Consider the following 17,832-nt stretch of genomic DNA (forward strand, 5'->3'; position numbering starts at 1 on the left):
GCTTTTGCGTTTCCCGAACGATTTCTCGGCCGCCTCCGATGATCTTTCCTTGCCTCGGAATGCGTCGAACAACTCGATGGCTTTGTGCGATGGGGCCCGCTAACATGCCATCGGTGTTGATGATCGCGTAACCGGGGAGGAAAGCCGGTCGTTCGGCGGGTGGGGATATCGGCCGGGCCGGCGAGGACCTTTGGTGCGCCTTGGCGAAAGATACGTATGTCATCCATACGCAATAAATTCCTGTGCGGAATCACGGCCGGGGCCGCGGCGGCATTCGGCACGATCGTGTTCGCCGCCGCGCCCGCACAGGCCACCTACTCGGGATACAACGGCCTCGTCGCGTATACCGCCGAAGGCCGTGCGGGCTCGACCGCGCCCAGCCCACTGGCGATCGTGGTCGACCCGAAAACCAACACGTCCCGTCCGCTGCTGCCGCCCGGCATGACCGCGTCGCGTGGTGCGGTCTTCTCGCCGGACGGCAGTCGCGTGGCCTACTGGGCCCACGACTACGCCGCGGCGTCGTTCGGGTGGCGGCTGTACACCTCGCGTCCGGACGGGACGGACGCTCGGCGCATCGACTTGGGCAGCGAGATCTACAACGCCGAGCCGTTCGCGCTGGCGTGGGCGCCGGGGGGTGCCAACCTGCGATTCGTCACCCGGGGCAGGATCTACTCGATCTACGCCAACGGCGACTCGCAGGCATTCGTGCTTCAGGACGCGATCCCGGCGCTGGTCGGCCGAATGGTGACGAACATCTCGGTCGGGGCGGACGGCTCCATGTTGTTGTCGCTGCAGGATTACGGCGCGCCCGACACCGAACGCCGGGTGATCCGGCGCAACGCCGACGGCACCGTGACCGACTTCGCCTCCCCGGCCACCGACGCCGAGTTCGCCCCCGGTGGTACGACCGTCATCCTGCGCGCCCCGGCCACGCCGGGCCAGAGCCAGGCGGAGTGGCCGGCCAAGGTGGTCGACCTCCAGGGCGGGGTGGTGGACGTGGGGCTCACACCGGGTACGCCGTACGCGCGGATGGCACCGTCGCCCGACAACTCGACGCTGCTCTACACCAAGTACAAGAAGACGAACGACTACAACGGCCACTGCGACACACTCGCCATGCAGCGCCTGGACGACCCCGAGGTGACCTTGGGCCGACCGGGGGACTGCGCGGTGGAGCCGACCTGGCAGTCCACTCGGGTCAACGTGGTGAACCGACTCGGTGGCCGCACCGCGGTGGAGACCGCCACCGCCGCGTCCCAGGAGCAGTGGGCTGCCGTCGGCGCCCCGGCCGGCAACGGCCGCGAGCAGGCCGACGCGGTCGTGTTGACCCGTAACGACTATTACGGTGACGGTCTGGTCGGTGTTCCGCTCGCGGCGGCGAAGAAGGGTCCGTTGTTGCTGACGGATCGCAACAGTCTGTCGGCGTCGGCGGAGACCGAGATCAAGCGGATCCTGCCGGCGGGCAAGACGGTCTATCTGCTCGGTGACTCGACGGCGCTGTTCGAGCCGGTGGCGGCGCGGGTGCGTGCGCTCGGCTACAACGCGGTGTGGCTGGGTGGTCGCACCCAGTACGAGACCGCCATCGCGATCGCCAACGCCACCAACCCGAATCCCGCCTGGGTGCTGTTCGCGACCGGACGCGAGTACTACGACGCGCTGTCGGCGGGCCCGGCGGCCGCGGCCAACAACGCCGTGGTGCTGCTCACCGACGGCGACACGCTGCCCGCCTCGGTGTACGACTACATCCTGGCGCACCCGAACGCCAAGGTGATGGGCATCGGCGACCCGGCCGCGGACGCGTTGAAGTACGGGAGCCCGACCGAGTACTACTACTCGATCACGGGTCGCACGGCCATCGAGACCGCGACCGAGACGGCCAAGGGCATGTTCGACCCGCCGCCGACGGCGGCCGGCGTGGCCACCATGCGCAGCTTCCACGACGCGATGTCCGGCGGCGCGCTGATGGCACGCAACCACGCGCCGATCCTGCTCAGCGACCCGGACCGGCTGAACTGGGCCACGCAGGACTACCTCAGGGTCAACAGCGCCTCGATCGGCTACGTCGCGGTGCTCGGTGACGAGGGCGCGCTGTCCTCCTCGGTGCGCGACACGATCGCCGGCGAGATCGCCCTGCCCGGCATGGTCACCTCGACCAACGTCCCGGCGGCCCCGGGCGCGCGCAGCCTCGAGGCACCGGCCGCGCCCGGCCCGGCCGCCGAACGGGGCACGACCTCCGACCGGAGTCCGCTGGAATCGCTCCCGGCCAAGCCCACCCACCGGGGCTGACCCGAGCGCATCGGCACCCGCACCCAACGAGCGACCGGCCGGTCGCGGCACTCCTCGACGGAGTGCCGCGACCGGCCGCCGCCGTTGTCGGGCTCATCACCGCACGAGCAGAAGCACAGGCAGAGCAGGCGCTCAGCGCGGGATCGCGGTGAACCTGAAGGCCGCCTGCTGCTGACGATGCACGGACAACGCCCCGTCCTGACTCATCGTCGCCACCACCGCGCGACCCGTGCCGTCGACGGCCAACGCGGGCAGCCGGCCGATCGCCCCGGGCAGTTCCGTCCAGGTGGGCGTGCCGGCGCCACTCGGATCGGCACCCAGGCGGGTAACGCTCGCGCCGCTCTTGTCGTTGAGCACGCCGAGCACGATCGCCCCGTCCGGTCCGACGACCGCGCCGACTCGGCCGTAGCCGCCCGGGGTGCCGAGGTTCACCGGCTGATCGGTGTTCCACTCGTTCTTCGACCCGGTCCGGCGATACAGCAGGACCTCGGCGGTGTCGGGCTGCCGGACCAGGAGGAACTGCCGCCCGTCGGCCTGGGCGACGATCGTGGGCGGGCCCGCGGGCGCCGGGCAGGGCAGCGGTTCGGGCCGGCCCAGCGGGCCGCCTGCCCGGTCCTGGCTCCAGCGCAGGACGGCCTTGGTGTTCGCCCCGTAGACCTCGACCCGGTTCTCCCGGGTCAGCACGGGGGAGACCCCGTCCTGGAGGTCGGCACCGCCGAGGTCGATCCACTCACCCCAGACGCCCTTGCTCGACAACACCCGGGTGCTCAGGCCGCGGCCCTGGTTGCGGGCGAACACGTGCACCTGCCCCGTGCCGTCCGCGACGGCGGTGGGCACGCCGCTCTCACGCGCACCGATCGCATTCGGGTTCGGCGCGCCGATCGACTCCCAACTCCCGAACGCACCGCCGGCCGACTGGGAGGTGGTGACGATCTCGCGCACCTGAGCCTGCGGCGTGGGAGCGAGGGTCATCCGGATGCCGAACAGCCGAAGCTGGCCGTTCGGCAGCCGCAACACTTCCAGATACGGGCCCAACCGGTCACCGCCGAGCGATACCGGCTTCCGCCACGCCTCGCCCGCCTTGTCCTCGACCCACATCGTGGCCTGGCCGTTCACCACGGCGAACGCGCACATGCGGCCGCCGGCATCGGCCTGCAACCAGGACGTGTTCGGCGGGAAGCGGCGATAGGTGCTCTCCGCCCAGCCGTACTGGATCGGCTTGACCCCGACCTTGACGTCGCCGCAGCCCGCCGGATCACCGCAGTTCCACCGGTCGACCCAGCCGTAGGTCTCCAGGAAGCTGCGCTTGTCGGCGAACTCCTTGGCGCCGAGATTGTGCGGCCATTTGCCGTTCGAGTACGCGCGGTAACAATCGACCAGCACGGGCGCGGCCGGCCCGGACTCCTGATACCGGCGCAACGCGTCCAACGCGAACAGTGCGGACGCGGTGTGGTCCTGATGGTCCTCGGAGACCCATTCGCCGTTGGCGGGGTCAGACTCCGGATCCGGATCGAGAGTGCGCACCAAGGTGGGCCGAAACGCCTGCATGAGTTGGAGCAGCGAGTCCGACAGCGTGGTGCGGGTGTACGAGTACGCATGCGTCAGCGGGCCGCCGGTGACCGGAATCGTGCCCAGCCGATCCGTGCTCTGTTCCCACAGACTGCGCAGACTGTCCTTGCGGAACTGGGTCTTGGTCCGGGCCTCGCGCAGGCCCAGGAACACCAGTTGTACATGCGGCGCACCGTCGAGGGTGGATATTTCGGCCAGGCCGCCGGGGGTCTGCAACGAGCGGCGGGTCCACCGGGCCGTGCGGTCGCCGAGCGCCATCCGCGCGTACGCGGCGCGGGCACCGTTCTGCCGGGCCGCGCTGTAGCGCGCGAAATCCGCCTTGGCGCGGGAGAGTGCCGGGTCCGTGTTGCCCACGTTGCGGCCGTCGCCCTCGCCGCCCGTGAGGTACACGGTGGTCAGCGCGGCCCCGGCACGCACCGAGTTCACGATGTCCGGATTCATGAAATAGAAGTCGTCGTCCGGGTGGGCGACGATCTGCAGCGTCCGGATCGCCGAGTCCGACCGCGGCGCGGGCGCGAGCGGCGCGTCCTTGCCGGTCGGGGCCCCGCCCGGGTCGTCGCCCCGTTCCCACGGCTGCCACCACGCGAGCGGAGCCGCGACCGCGACCACGCCCGCCCCCGCCAGGATCACGCGGCGTCCGATCGGGCGTGCGTTGCCGTCAAGAGGAGGGGTCACGTTGCTCACAACTCAGTAAACGTTCTGGATGGCCTACCGGTTGCGAGGCGTTCGGACCTGCTCGGATCGGCCCCGATCGAGGATCGGCGGGCAGTCCAGAATATGGATGGCTTCGGAAAACGCCAATGACGAGGCAATCAGCTCTTCTTCGGCGCGCCGCGCCGGCGAAAACGTGCCGAGGCGACCGCCGCCGCACCCCTGGGGCCGTCCGCGACGCGGACCGCGAGCGAATGGTTCGCCGTGCGATAGGGCTGCACCAACAGCACCGCCCGACGCAGGTCCGGTACCAGATGCCGGCCGAGACCGGCGCCGCCCGCCGCACGTACGCGCACCGTACTGATCGCTCCGTCGTCGAAGGACAGCCGCGCCCACACGTCCCACGTGGAGAACACGTCGGTCCCGCGTAGTGCGGCGCCGTCCACGACCGCCCGCGCCCGCAGGATCCCGTCGGCATCCTGCCCCAGGGTCGCCGGACGCTCGCGCTCGAACCGGCCGAGTCGGTCGCGCAGCACGATGTCGCAACCGCGCAGACCGGCCCGGGCAAGCCGCCCGTACAGGTCCGCGACGTACAGATCCAGCGTCATGCGATGCCCGGCGACGGCCACCTGGGCCTCGATGTTGATCGGCAGCCGACCGGTGGTCAGGCCGGCGAAACCGCTCAACGCAATGCCGGGTGGGCTGTCGTCCCACAACGGTTCCGCGGCCGTGCCCGCGTACGGCGGGGTCAGCCGCGGCGGATCCGCGGCCAGTTCGGCCAGCCGCTCCAGCCCGGTCGGCTCCTCCCGCAGCGCTACCACGGAGGCCGCCCAGCGTGCGGTCGCGGTCGCGCCCATCACGCTCGCGCGCTCGAAGCCCATCAGGTGTTCGCGTGCCGCCGTCCACCAGCCCTGGCGGTACTCGGCCGGACGCCGATGCAGGTCGCGCAGGTACAACAGCAGGTCGTGTTCGAGGAACTTGCGCTCGGACGCCTCGACCAACTTCTGCGTGCCGGTCTCGCGCATCGTCGCGGTCACCCGGGAGTGCGCGGCCAGCCGATCCCGCCAGTTGCGCAGCTCGTCGCGGCGCAGCGAGATCGACTGCACGACGGCCTTGCGCCGCACGTTCCACGTGTACACCCGGTCGGGGATCACGGCGAAGCGGGTCGCGGCGGCGTATACCTCGGCGGTGAAGCCGAAGTCCTCGTAGTGGGCGTCGTCGTCGGCGAACTGGATCTTGTTGCGATCCAGGAAGGCGCGACGGTAGAGCTTGTTGACCGAGAGCGTGTCCCACAGCGTCTCCGGACGCAGCGCCGCCGAGAACACGCCGGCCTCGGTGAACAGCTGTGGCTGCCAGGGCACTTCGCGGCCCTCGGGCAATTCCCGGCGCACGCACAGCCCGGCCGCGAAGTCTACGTCGCCGGCGACGGCCGCCTTGTGCAGCGCCGCGACCGCCCCCGGTGGGAGCACATCGTCGCTGTCCAGGTACATGATCCAGGGCGACTGTGCGAAGGCGGTGCCGTCGTTGCGGGGCGCGCCGCAGCCGCCGCTGTTGACCGTGCGCCGGACCACCCGCACCTTGTCGCGCGGCCAGCGGGAGAGCACCTGCGGGGTCTCGTCGGTGGAGGCGTCGTCGACCACGACCACCTCGCGCACCACATCGCCCTGGGCAAGCGCGGATTCCACGGCTGCGGGCAGGTGGGCCATGTCGTTGTAGGTGATCAGGACGATGCTGACGCCGTCGTGCGCGACCATCTCTCACTCACCTGCCACTTCTGCGGTCGAGGGCGACGGCTCGCCCACGACCTCGGTGTCGCGTCGATTGCGCCACCACACGGTGCCGGGCACCGCGAGCAACGCGATCAAGCCGACCCCGGCGGCGGCCAGCCCCGGACGCAGGCCCGGTGGAGTAAACGTACAGGCGATGCGGTCCGTGCCCGGCTTCAACGCGATCGCGATCCGGCCGTCCCGCTTGCCGGGCTCACGCTCGGAGCCGCCCTGCTGCGAGCACACCCAGCCGTCGACCGCCATCACGCCCACCACCGCCGTGCCGCGGCTGCCCTTGGGCAGGGTGGCCTCGAATGTGTGCCCCCCCGCCGAGACGTGCGTCGCCGCGGTCGCCCGAAGGCCGGCGACGGTGCTGCGCAGCTTGCCGAAGTCCAGGCACCCGACCGGATACCGCGGGATCTCGTCGCCCGAGGAGGGCGCGACGGTGAGCTTGACCTGACCCGACTGCGGAACCAGGCCGAGGTCGAGGACGCCACCGCGGTTGGACTTCGAACCACCGCCGCTGACCGCGGACCGGCCGTCGACACCGGTGACCTTGGTACCCATGGCCGGGCTGTACCAGAACAACCCGCTGCCGGGCGTGCACTGGGCGGTGAACGTCATCACGGTCTTGCCCGGGCGGGGCTTCAACCGCCACGGCCCGGTGCCGGAGAAGGATGCATTGGTCTCGCCGCCGGTGACCTTGACCTCGGGCACGGTGTACACGGCTCCACCGAGCGCCTGTTCGTGGCGGCCCCAGACCGTGTCGGCCGGTGCGGTGCCGCCCGCCACGGGACCCTCGGGCCGCACGGTGACCAGCGGCGGAACCTCGTAGCGGCGGGTCTCGAACCGACCCGGCGCGGCGGCCTCGGGACTGACGCGCGCGCCGATCGAGAAGATCGCGTCGGTGACCGGGTTCTCGTTGCCGAACAGGGTGCGCCCGAACGCGCCCGACGGGTAGCCCAGCGAGTCCAGCGCCTCGGCGGTGGTCTTGGTCGCGTAGCTGCTGTAGTACTCGGGACCCTCGCCGCCGCTGCGCAGCGGCTCGTTGTAGGCGAAGTACTGCGGGCCGGGGTCGGTGCGATAACGGGGCCAGCCGTCGACCGCACGCAGGGCGGCCCGTTTGGCGTCCAGGTTCGCGCCGGATGTGGCGACCGGCTTGGCCCAGCGTTCGCGAGCGCGCCGGGTGTCCGCGACAGCCGCCGACATGGCCGACTCGCCCACCACGATGCCCACCATCGCCACCGCGGCCAGCCCCATGAGCACCCGACGCGAACGGGGGTGGTCCTGCCGGTTCGCCAGCACCACCAGACTCAGCGCGCCGAGCGAGATCGCCCCGCCACCGAGCACGGCCCACCACGTGTACTTGCCGAAGTCGTCGGCGTTGCGCACCAGGACGGTGACCAGGACGAGCACCCCGAGGGCGCCGGCCATCGGGAGCAGCCGAGGCTTGTTGGTCAGGCACATCCACGCGACCACGACGAGCAGCCCGCTGAAGACGAACGCCTCGCGATACGGGTTGCCGTTGGGTACCGCCAGCCCGTGCCACACGTACTGGGTGGGGGCCCACTGGAACGAGGCCGCGACCACGATGATCGAACCGGTCCACACCAGTCGGGTCCGCAGCGGGATCGCGCGGTTGACCACGAAGGCGAGTGCCAGGATCAGGCCGAGACTGGCGATGTACAGCCGGGGTCGGCCGCCCCACAGATGCGTCGAGGGCAGCATGCCCGCGATGAAGACCTCGGTGCGCTCGGGGCTGAAGGTGCCCGCCTGGGTAGGCTGCGCGGCCTTGCTGGACAGGTACGAGGGCAGCAGCAGCGGCATGGTGAGCATGACCCCGACGCCGACCGCGGTGCCCGCGCGCAGCGCCGCGCGCAGCCGCTGCGGCCAGTTCGTCTCGGTCGTGGCCATCCGGATCAGCAGCAGGATCGCGGCGGCCAACGTGGCCATCATGCCGGTGTAGTAGTTGCCCATCCACGCCACCGCGACCAGCAGCGCCGAGGACACCCACCGGCGTCCCTCCAGGCACCATTCCATCGCGATGCCGAGCATCGGCAGCGAGACCAGACCCCACATCCACATCGGGATGTATGAGGCGTCGCTGAGTGCCCAGCCGCACAGGCCGTAGCTCGCGCCGAGGGTGGCTCGCATCCACCAGGCACCGGGCGACAGCCGCTTGAGGTAGACCGTCATCATCGCGGCGGCCAGGCCCATGGTCAGCGGAGCGACCAGGAAGACCACGATGTCCACACTGCTGCGCGGCACCAGGATCGCGAGCAGCGAGAACGGATTGCCGAGATAGGTGTGGTAATCCGAGAGGAACTGCGTGCCGAAGCCGCTGCGCCAGTTGAACAGGAAGTCGCCGGCGGCGTCGCCGTGGGCGAGATCCCACAGGTTCAGGTGGAAGGGCACATACTGGTTGGCGAGGTCGTTCAGCCCTTTGGGCTTGTCGCCGAACGGACGTTCGTCCTTTGCGATCCAGGCGATGAGATAGGCCGAGAACGTCGCGACGAACGCGAGCACCGGGGCGGCGACGTCCGGCCGGCCCCACAGGCGTACCCCGGGCAGTCGGCGCAGGCCGCCGGAGAACCGGCCGGATGCGGTCCGCCCTCCCGGCGTTCGACCGGGCTCGGCAGGCCGTTCATGGGTCGTGGCAGACATGGGATCCCTGGGTGAGGCCTGGTGGCGCGATCGCGTGGTCATCGCGGGTGATCGCGATCAAGCCTATCCATGCCGGAACCGTGGTGTGCTCGCCGGTCGTCCGAGAACGTGGTTGTACACGGCGTTGTATTACGCTCCTTGGACGCGCTTACACGGTTGACAATGATGCGAGGAACTGCTTTGGCCCCCACCGACTGCCCGGATGTCTCCGTTGTCGTGATCGTTTACAACGATGCCGAGCGGCTGCCTGTCGCGGTCGGATCGGTCCTCGATCAGTCGCTGCGCAACGTCGAGGTGATCATCGTCGACGACCACAGCACCGACGGTTCGGGCGCGGTGGCGGATCGACTGGCGGCGAGTCATCCCGGGCGGATTCGGGCGATCCACCTGCCTGAGAACAGCGGTGGTTGCAGTCGCCCGCGCAACGTCGGCATCGACCACGCCCGCGCGAAGTACGTGATGTTGCTCGACAGCGACGACGAGTTCGACCGTCACGCGTGCCGGAATCTGTTCGTCAAGGCCGAGGAGACGAACGCCGACTTCGTTGCCGGACGTGTTCTGCGCGTGCACGTGAACAAGCGCAACAAGATCACCCCGTGGTTTCCGCAGGTCTACGGAAAGACCGTGGACGCGGCCGGCATCTCGGAATTCCCGACGATGTTCTGGGACATGTTGTCCACGAACAAGATCTACCGTCGGGAATTCCTCGACGAGAACGAGATCCGCTTTCCGGACGGCCTCTTCTACGAGGACATGCTGTTCGCGACCCGGGTCTACACGGCGGCCGAGCGTTTCTCGGTGATCCCGCAGAGCGTGTACCGCTGGATGGTCAAGGAGCAGGCGGCGACGCAGTCCATCACGCACCGCCGGCACGAGTTCAAGAACTTTTCCGACCGGATCCACATCCACCGCGAGATGGACCGGGTCCTGGACGGTCGGGTCAGCGACGACGTGCTCGAACTCAAGGCCGAGCGCTTCCTGCGCCACGACCTGCGGCTGTACCTCAACGATCTGCCGGAATTCCCCGACGACTACCGCGCCAAGTTCATGGAGTTGGCCGCCGAGTACCTCACCGAGATCCCGGATCGGATCCTGAACCCGGTTCTGGATCGGATCCAGCAGCCGCTGGCCATCGCGGTATTCATGATCCGGCAGGGCGACTTCGAGGGTCTGATGACCGCGATCGACTTCCTGCACCACAAGTGGAAGCTGTCCACCGATCTGGTCGTCCGCGACGACCGGGTCTACTGGTGCGACCGTCACCTGGACACCGAGGAGGGGCGTCGGCGTCTGGACGTGACCGCCTACGGCATCCCCGAGCGCCCGTTCCATCGGCTGTACTTCCACAACCGGGTCGTCTCGATGGCCCATGCCGGGGCAGGGCGGGTGGCCCTTTCCGGCGAGATCGTCAACCAGCTCGGTCGGATCCCCCGGGAGGGCTTCGAGGTCGCGATAGACGTCGGTTCCACCAAGCCGGGCATGCAGCACAAGGCCTTCAAGGTGTCCCGGGCCGAGCACCACGGCGACCGGATCACCTGGCAGGGCACGATCGACCTGGCCGGGCTCGATCGTCCGGGCGGCCTGCGCGAGCGGGTCTGGAACGTGCGCACCCGATTGCGGGTGGCCGGCGAGGAGAACTTCACCCCCCTCGCAGTCGACCCGCGCTCCCTGCCCGAACTGCGGTTCGCGGTGCAGCCCAAGATCGGCCCGGTCGCGGGTGACCACCTGGAGGCGTACGCGACGGCGCACCGAAACCTCGCCTTCCGCCTGATCAACCTCGGCAGCACGAGCATCGCGGTGCGCAACGCCGCGGAACGGGTGTTGGCCGACCCGCGCGCGGTCAAGGCCCGCAGGTCGGCCGGGCGGACCATCTCGTCGCTGCGCAAGCTCAGGAACGACGGTACGACCAAGGCATCGGTGTACAAGAAGGTGCTGATGAAGGCGCCGATCCAGAGCAATCTGGTCGTCTTCGAGTCACACCTGGGCAAGCAGTACAGCGACTCTCCGCGCTACATCTACGAGGAACTGCGTCGGCGCGGGCTCCCGTGGGAGGTGGTGTGGGCCTACGAGGACAGCCCCAAGGGATTCCCCAAGGACGCCACCCTGGTCAAGCGCTACAGCTGGGAACATCTGTGGGCGCTGGCGCGGGCCCGCTACTGGGTGGACAACCACGCGGTGCCCTCGATGTGCCCCAAGCGGCCCGGGCAGGAGTACATCCAGACGTGGCACGGCACCGCCCTCAAGCGGATGGGCTTCGACCTGCCGTCGGTCAAGCGTGGTTCGCAGGGCTCGATCGAGTCCCTGCGCGCCCAGTTCAGGCGCTGGGACTACTTCATGGTCCGCTGTGACCACGACCTGCAAACCCTGGTCCCCGCGTTCGAGTACACCGGTGAACTCCTCGAGTACGGCTACCCCCGCAACGACCTGTTGCAGCAGGACGGCCGGGCGGCGGCGCGCGATCGGGTGCGCGCCGCTCTGGACATCCCGGCGGACAAGCGGGTCGTGTTGTACGCGCCGACCTATCGCGAGTCGGCCCGCAACGGTCGGCACGACTTCGACCTGCGGATCGACCTGGAGGAGTTCCGCGACCGGTTGGGCGAGGACTTCGTGCTGCTGGTCCGGCCGCACTACCTCGACACGTTCCAAATCCCGTTCCAGTACTCCTCGTTCGTGCGCAATGTCGCGGATTACCACGACATCACCGAACTGTTGAACATCACCGACGTCCTGGTCACCGACTATTCGTCGCTGATGTTCGACTACGTGCTCACCGGGCGGCCGATCGTCTTCTTCACGTACGACTACGACGAGTACACGCGCGAGGAACGCGGCGCATACTTCGATCTGCGCGAGGTGGCCCCGGGGCCGGTCGTCGAGGACGGCGACGCGTTGCTCGCGGCGCTCGCACGCGTGGACGAGACACACACCGAATACCAGGGGGCGTACAAGTCCTTCGTGGACCGATTCGCCAATTTCGACAAGGGCGACGCGGCGCGGCGCGTCGTCGATCGTTTCTTTGCGGGTAAGCAGCGGGGAGTGGACGCATGAGCGTCAAGCGCGACATCTTCATCGTCGCCAACAACATCGAGGAGCTCGGCGGCGTCCAGCGCTGGGTGCACGTGATGGCCGACCTGTTCACCAAGGCCGGCCACCGGGTGCACGCGATCGGTCTGGTGCACCCGCAACAGTCCTACCCGCAGGCCCTGGACGGTTCGTACCGCACGACCACGATCCACGAGGTGCACCCGCCCAACCCCACCTACGGCAGCCTGCGCAGGCGCGCGATGCCCAAGGCCGCGTTGGACAACGCCCGTCGCCGTACGGTGATCAGGAAGGGCGCCCAGGAACTGTCCCGGATCTTCCGCGGCGCGCGTTCCGGCGGCGTGGTGATCTGCACGCAGGTCTGGGCGATGGAGTGGCTCCTGGAGGCCGACACCCACGGCATGCCGGTGATCGGCATGAGCCACGAGTCGATGGCGGCGTCCAAGAGCACCTCCCGCTACGGCCGGATCAAGCTCTTCTATCCGGGCGTGGACCGCTTCCTGCTGCTCACCCAGGAGGATGCGGACGCGTGGGCGCTCACCGGCATGTCCCAGTCGGGTGCGATGCCCAACCCGCTGACCGCGGACATTCCGGGCATCTCCTCGTTGACTGCCAAGACCGTCGTCGCGTTCGGCCGGTTGTCCCACGAGAAGGGCTTCGATCTGCTGATCGAGTCCTGGCGGGACGTCGCGCGTGCGCACCCGGACTGGACCCTGCGGATCTACGGCGAGGGCCCCGAGGAGGCCGCCCTGCGGGCGCAGATCGCCGCCGCGGCGCTGACCGGGTCGGTCGAGCTGATGGGACAGACGGCGGACGTGGGCGGTGCGCTCATGGAGGCCTCGATGCTCGTGCTGCCCTCGCGGCAGGAGGGCTGGGGCCTGGTCCTGGTCGAGGCGATGACCGCCGGCGTGCCGTGTGTGGCGTTCGACTGCGCGCCCAGCATCCGAGAGATCATCACGGACGAAAAGGACGGTCTCGTGATCGTCCCGGGCAACGTGCTGGAGTTCGGCAAGGCGATCAACCGCCTGATCGAGGACTCCGGACTGCGCGAGAGCCTGGGCGAGGCGGCCGAGGCGAGTGCGCAGCGATACAGTCCGGATCGGATCGTCGCGCAATGGGAGCGGGAGTTCGACTCGTTGTACCGCTGAACGACCCGACGCGGCGGGGCATCGACTCGGTTGCGGACTTTCGCGCGACCCCGACAGTATGTCTCGACGTCTCGCCGTGACGGATGCGGCGGCCGCTCTGCTCGGCCCCGGTCGGCAGAATCGCCGACTCCTCGGCGACGAAGCGTAGTTCCACAATCGAACCCAAGGAGTGATGACGCCTGTCCACGGCATTGGTCATCACCGCGCCGGTTTCGTCGAGTGTCGGCGACGCCGGCGCAGCCGACCCGGCTCTGCTGCTCGCCGAACTCGCCGCGCTGACCCGGGCGGTGCCCGACGTCGCCGTCGTGCCCGCGGCCGGTCTCGACCTGCGGATCGCCTCCGACACCGGCCGCGTCGCCCTGGTCGATCAGCGGTTCGTCGGACACCGCCACGCATTGCGGCTGGCGATCGCGGACACCCGCTTCCCGGCCACGCACGTGCCCGGCGTGCTCGTCGTCGAGGGCGACGCGCGCGCCGAGGCCGGCCGGGTGCTCGCCGAACTCGGGCGGCTGCCCGCCGACATCAGCGTGCCGGACGCGATCGCCGAACGCCTGATCGCCGACGGCCACATCTCGGTGCGCGAGGTCCCGCTCGGCGACCTGGTCGCCGTGGTACCGCGCGATCACGCCGAACGCGAGCACGCACTGGCCGCGGTGGACGCCGTGGACGAGGAGCGGATCCGGCTGAACTCGGCGGTCAAGGCCCGCGACGGGTTCTTCACCACCTTCGCGGTGAGCACCTGGTCGCGCCATCTCGCGCGTTGGTGCGCCCGTCGGGGGCTGACGCCCAATCAGGTCACCGTCGCCTCGCTGTTCGTCGCACTCGCCGCCGCGGCGGGCGCCGCCACCGGCACCCGCGCCGGCTACGTCGGTGCCGCCCTGGGCCTGTACCTCTCCTTCGTCCTGGACTGCACCGACGGCCAACTCGCCCGCTACGCGGTGAGTTACTCGCGGATCGGCTCGTGGCTGGACGCCACCTTCGACCGGGCCAAGGAGTACGCGGTCTACGCCGGCCTGGCCATGGGCGCGGCCCGGCACGACGACGACGTGTGGACCCTCGCCCTGGTCGCCATGGTCGTGATGACCACCCGACACATCGTCGACTTCGCCTTCAACGAGACCCGCCGCGGAATCGGCGGCGGGGACGACGACAGCGCCGACGGCGGCGCCGGCGCCAAGCTCTCCGGCAAGCTGAACTCGGTCGGTTGGACCGTGTGGGCGCGACGGATGATCATCCTGCCGATCGGCGAGCGCTGGGCACTGATCGCCCTGCTCACCGCGACCACCACGCCGCGGATCACCTTCGTCGTGCTGATCGTCGGCTGCGTGCTGGCCGCCTGCTACACCTCGCTGGGCCGGATCCTGCGCTCGCTGCCGCGGCGCACCGCGTTCGTCGCGCAGGTGGGCGAACACCTCGCCGCGCTCGCCGACAGCGGCCCGCTCGCCGAGGCGGTGGCCCGACTGCGGCTGCGCGTGCCCGCTCCCGCCGCCGCGCTGGTCGGCACCGCCGCCCTGCTCGCCGTGCTGCTCGCGGGCGGCGCCGGCGAATGGTGGGGCCTGGCCGGTGCCGGTGTGTACGCGCTGTGCGCCGGCGTGGCGATCGGCCGGCCGCTGGTGCGTCGGCTCGACTGGGTGGTGCCGCCGGTGTTCCGGGCCGCGGAGTACGCCGCGATCACCATCCTCGCCGCCAAGGTGGCGCCCACCGCGGTGGCCGCGGCGTTCGGCTTGGTCGCGGCCACGGCCTACCATCACTACGACACGGTGTACCGCCTGCGTGGCGGCTACGGGGCACCGCCCCGCGCACTGGTGTGGCTGGTCCTGGGTCACGAGGGGCGTGTGCTCCTGGTGACCGTGCTGGCCGCACTGGGATCGGGGACCCTGCGCACCGGCCTGATCGTGACGGCCGTCGTGCTCGCGGCGATCGTGCTCACCGAGAGTGTCACGTTCTGGGTGCGCGGTGCGCGCCCGGACATCGAGGACGCGACTCCGGTGGGACCGGCCCCCACGGCCTCGACGCCGTCGTACCGCCCCCTGGAGGCCGCCGCCGCGGCGGCCTCCGATCGAACTGGAGACCTCTCATGATCGGCCTCGTTCTCGCCGCCGGCGCCGGCCGCCGACTGCGCCCGCATACCGACACGCTGCCCAAGGCCCTGGTGCCGGTGGGCGCGCCCGGTGCGCCGGACAGCGAACGGTCGATCCTGGAGGTCACGCTGTCGCACTACGCCGCGGTCGGGCTGACCGAGGCCGCGATCGTGGTCGGCTACTGCGGTGACGCGATCCGCGATCGGCAGAGCGTGCTGGAGCGGCGGTACGGCCTGAAGCTGCACATGGTCGACAACGACAAGGCCGAGGAGTGGAACAACGCCTACTCCCTGTGGTGCGCGCGTGACTTCCTCGCGGACGGTGTGCTGCTGGCCAACGGCGACACGCTGCACCCGGTCTCGGTCCAGGAGACCATGCTGGCCGCTCGGGACGACGCCAAGGGCATCATCCTGGCCCTGGACACCGCCAAGCCGCTCGCCGACGAGGAAATGAAGGTCACCCTCGGCGAGGACGGCCGGATGCGCCGGATCACCAAGCTGATGGACCCCACCGAGGCGGCCGGCGAGTACATCGGCGTCACGCTGATCGAGGGCCACGCGGCGCCCGCGCTGATCGAGTCGCTCCAGGCGACCTTCGAGCGCGACCCGCAGCTGTACTACGAGGACGGCTACCAGGAACTGGTCGTCCGGGGCGGTCGGGTCGACGTGCAGCCGATCAGTGCGCCGGACACCCGGGTGCCGTGGACCGAGATCGACACCACCGAGGACCTCACGGTCGCGCGGGAGATCGCGTGCCGGTACTGACCCGACTGGTCCCCACACCGCTCACCGTCGACATCCGCGCGGGCGCGGTCGACGACCTCGCGGCCATCCTGGCCGACCGCCGGGTCTCCACCTCGGGCCGGATCGCGGTCGTGGTCAGCGAGGGTTCCGGCGCGCGACTGCGCGACCGGTTCGCCCCACAACTGCCGGGCGCCGAGTGGTACAGCGTCGCCGGCGGCACGCTGACCGCCGCCGTCGACCTGGCCGACCGGATGCGCGGCGGGGCCTACGACGCGGTGGTCGGCCTCGGCGGCGGCCGGGTCCTGGACGCGACCAAGTACGCCGCCGCGCGCGTGGGCCTGCCCATGGTCGCGGTCGCCACCAACCTTGCCCACGACGGCATTGCGTCGCCGGTGAGCATCCTCGACAACGACGCCGGCCGCGGCTCCTACGGTGTGCCCACGCCGATCGCGCTGGTGGTGGACCTGGACCTGGTCCGCGCCGCACCGCAGCGTTTCGTGCGCTCCGGCATCGGCGAGTCGTTGTCCAACCTGTGCGCGGTCGCCGACTGGGAGCTCTCGCAGCGGGAGACCGGCGAGCCGGTGGACGGTCTGGCCGTCGCGCTGGCCCGTACCTCCGGCGACACGATGCTGCACCGCCCCGGTGGTATCGAGGACGACGACTTCCTCGTGGCCCTGGCCGAGGGCCTCGTACTCTCCGGCATCGCGATGTCCGTGGCCGGCACCACACGCCCCTGCAGCGGGGCCTGCCACGAGATCTCGCACGCGATCGACCTGCTCTACGGCGAGCGCGACGGACACGACGGGCTGCACGGCGAACAGGTCGGCCTGGGCGCCGCGTTCGCCACGCACCTGCGTGGCGACGTCGAGCTGACGAGGCTCTTGACGAGCACTCTCGATCGGCACAAGCTGCCGTTCGTGCCGGAGCATCTCGGCTTGACCATAGACGAATTCGTGGCGGCGGTGAGTCACGCGCCCCAGACCCGTCCGGGCCGCTTCACCATCCTCGAACATCTCGACCTCGACAATGACGCCATCCGGGATTCGGTGACCGAATATGTCCACACCTACGGCGGCTGAGCTTCGCTCGGTCGTACACCCCGAGGGCCTGCTCGACCGGCGCAGTGGCGAACACTGGGCCGGGCGCATCTACATGCGGCAGATCTCCCTCCAGGTCACCCGACGCATCGTCGGGACCCGGGTGACGCCCAACGGGCTCACCTACATGATGATCCTCGCGGGCATCGCCGCGGGTGCCGCGCTGATCCTTCCCGGGATCGCCGGACCGCTCGCGGCGCTGATCCTGGTGCAGCTCTACCTGCTGCTCGACTGCGTCGACGGCGAGGTGGCCCGCTGGCGCCGGCAGACCTCGGTCACCGGTGTCTACCTCGACCGGGTCGGCCACTACCTCTCCGAGGCGGCGCTGCTCTCCGGCGCCGGCCTGCACGCGGCGGGCGTCCTGGACGGCGGCGGCTTCAACGGCTACGCGACGCTGGGTGTGGTCGCCGCGCTGGGCGCGATCCTGATCAAGTCGGAGACCGACCTGGTCGACGGCGCCCGGGCCAAGAGCGGCCTGCCGCCCGTGCAGGACGCCGCCGCGGTGCCGCGCTCCTCGGGTGCGGCCTCGGCCCGCAAGCTGGTCGCCTCGCTCAAGTTCCACCGCCTGGTCGGCGCCGTCGAGGCGTCGATCTTCCTGCTTCTGGCGGGCGTGCTCGACCTGGTGGCCGACGACGGCGGCCTGCTGTACAGCAGGATCGCGGTCGGCGCGCTCGCCGCCATCGCGCTCCTGCAGACCGTGCTGCACCTGATCAGCGTGCTCATGTCGAGCAGGCTCCGGTGACCGCCGAGGCTGCCCCGGGGCAGCGCACCGGCGACGTCGCCGC

Annotated in this window: 10 protein-coding genes; 7 read left to right on the forward strand and 3 right to left on the reverse strand. The window is 70.1% G+C overall.

Annotated elements, in window-relative coordinates; genetic code table 11:
* Positions 1–216 precede the first annotated feature (216 nt).
* A complete protein-coding gene (locus ACFZBU_RS36970; protein ID WP_391588124.1) occupies positions 217–2,286 on the forward strand; it encodes a cell wall-binding repeat-containing protein in 2,070 nt (689 codons plus the stop codon).
* Positions 2,287–2,418: 132 nt separating this feature from the next.
* On the opposite strand, the gene ACFZBU_RS36975 is transcribed toward ACFZBU_RS36970, so the two are convergent.
* The 3 genes from ACFZBU_RS36975 to ACFZBU_RS36985 all read right to left on the reverse strand — a co-directional run bounded on the left by ACFZBU_RS36975 (position 2,419) and on the right by ACFZBU_RS36985 (position 8,936).
* Positions 2,419–4,530, reverse strand: a complete 2,112-nt coding sequence (locus ACFZBU_RS36975; protein WP_391588125.1) for a PIG-L family deacetylase — start codon at positions 4,528–4,530, stop codon at positions 2,419–2,421.
* Positions 4,531–4,667: 137 nt separating this feature from the next.
* Positions 4,668–6,260: a glycosyltransferase family 2 protein gene (locus ACFZBU_RS36980; protein WP_391588126.1), complete on the reverse strand. Its 1,593-nt coding sequence runs from the start codon at positions 6,258–6,260 to the stop codon at positions 4,668–4,670.
* Between the two features lie 3 nt (positions 6,261–6,263).
* The gene (locus ACFZBU_RS36985) at positions 6,264–8,936 is read right to left on the reverse strand and encodes a YfhO family protein (protein ID WP_391588127.1); all 2,673 of its coding nucleotides are present in this window, start codon (positions 8,934–8,936) and stop codon (positions 6,264–6,266) included.
* Positions 8,937–9,116: 180 nt separating this feature from the next.
* Between ACFZBU_RS36985 and ACFZBU_RS36990 the strand changes: the two genes are divergently transcribed.
* The 6 genes from ACFZBU_RS36990 to ACFZBU_RS37015 all read left to right on the forward strand — a co-directional run bounded on the left by ACFZBU_RS36990 (position 9,117) and on the right by ACFZBU_RS37015 (position 17,789).
* Positions 9,117–11,984 (forward strand): CDP-glycerol glycerophosphotransferase family protein, encoded by a 2,868-nt coding sequence (locus ACFZBU_RS36990; protein ID WP_391588128.1) that lies wholly within the window; start codon positions 9,117–9,119, stop codon positions 11,982–11,984.
* Positions 11,981–13,126, forward strand: a complete 1,146-nt coding sequence (locus tag ACFZBU_RS36995; RefSeq protein ID WP_391588129.1) for a glycosyltransferase — start codon at positions 11,981–11,983, stop codon at positions 13,124–13,126. Before ACFZBU_RS36990 ends, ACFZBU_RS36995 begins: the two co-directional genes overlap by 4 nt.
* A gap of 251 nt (positions 13,127–13,377) precedes the next feature.
* The gene (locus tag ACFZBU_RS37000; protein ID WP_391588274.1) at positions 13,378–15,207 is read left to right on the forward strand and encodes a DUF5941 domain-containing protein; all 1,830 of its coding nucleotides are present in this window, start codon (positions 13,378–13,380) and stop codon (positions 15,205–15,207) included.
* Positions 15,204–15,971, forward strand: a complete 768-nt coding sequence (locus tag ACFZBU_RS37005) for a sugar phosphate nucleotidyltransferase (protein ID WP_391588130.1) — start codon at positions 15,204–15,206, stop codon at positions 15,969–15,971. Before ACFZBU_RS37000 ends, ACFZBU_RS37005 begins: the two co-directional genes overlap by 4 nt.
* A complete protein-coding gene (locus ACFZBU_RS37010) occupies positions 15,959–17,029 on the forward strand; it encodes an iron-containing alcohol dehydrogenase family protein (protein ID WP_391588131.1) in 1,071 nt (356 codons plus the stop codon). The genes ACFZBU_RS37005 and ACFZBU_RS37010 overlap by 13 nt, the downstream gene beginning before the upstream one ends.
* The gene (locus tag ACFZBU_RS37015; protein ID WP_391588132.1) at positions 17,007–17,789 is read left to right on the forward strand and encodes a CDP-alcohol phosphatidyltransferase family protein; all 783 of its coding nucleotides are present in this window, start codon (positions 17,007–17,009) and stop codon (positions 17,787–17,789) included. Before ACFZBU_RS37010 ends, ACFZBU_RS37015 begins: the two co-directional genes overlap by 23 nt.
* Positions 17,790–17,832 lie beyond the last annotated feature (43 nt).

The organism is Embleya sp. NPDC008237 (genome assembly GCF_042956465.1).
Lineage (GTDB): Bacteria > Actinomycetota > Actinomycetes > Streptomycetales > Streptomycetaceae > Embleya.